We start from the raw sequence: 651 nt of genomic DNA on the forward strand, positions 1-651 counted from the left end.
AAAGTGAGGCAACGCCATCTTTTGTTCGCATCGCCACGAGGTTCGGCGCGGCGCATTGCAGTTCGCGGGTGTCTTCGATGAGGACGACGCGATCGGCGGTCTTCGCAACTTCGGCGAGCAACGCGTTTGTCAGCGTCGTCTTGCCGGTGGATGTCCCGCCGGCGACGAGGATGTTGGCGCGTGAGGAGACACTCCGGCGGAGTATCCCGGCCTGCGTCGCTGACATGATGCCGGCCGCGACGTAGTCGTCGAGCGTGAACACCGCGACAGCGGGCTTACGGATCGCGAATGCGGGGGCAGCGACGACGGGTGGCAGCAGGCCTTCGAACCGCTCGCCGGTTTCAGGCAACTCTGCGGATACCCGAGGAGCACCAGCATGAACCTCGGCTCCGACATGGTGCGCAACCAAGCGAACGATACGTTCGCCGTCCGCTGGTGACAGCCGCTCACCGGTATCGGAAAGTCCTTCGGAGAGTCGGTCGATCCAGAGGCGCCCATCGGGATTGAGCATCACCTCGACGATGCTGGCGTCATCAAGATAGCGCGCGATTGCAGGACCGAGCGCAGTGCGCAGCATCCTTGCGCCGCGCGCGAGGCCTTCCGAATTGTGGTGTGATGCTGTCATAGTGCCCCGTTTCTATCGGGGCCGAT

Annotated in this window: 1 protein-coding gene; it reads right to left on the bottom strand. The window is 63.6% G+C overall.

The window, feature by feature from the left end:
* Positions 1-577: ATPase, T2SS/T4P/T4SS family (locus AACY08_RS27880; protein ID WP_445262050.1), on the bottom strand; the 577-nt coding region annotated here is incomplete at its 3' end.
* Between the last annotated feature and the right edge of the window lie 74 nt (positions 578-651).

The sequence above is a fragment of the Pseudomonas sp. EL_65y_Pfl1_R83 genome (genome assembly GCF_963970695.1).
Classification (GTDB): Bacteria; Pseudomonadota; Gammaproteobacteria; order Pseudomonadales; family Pseudomonadaceae; genus Aquipseudomonas; species Aquipseudomonas tritici.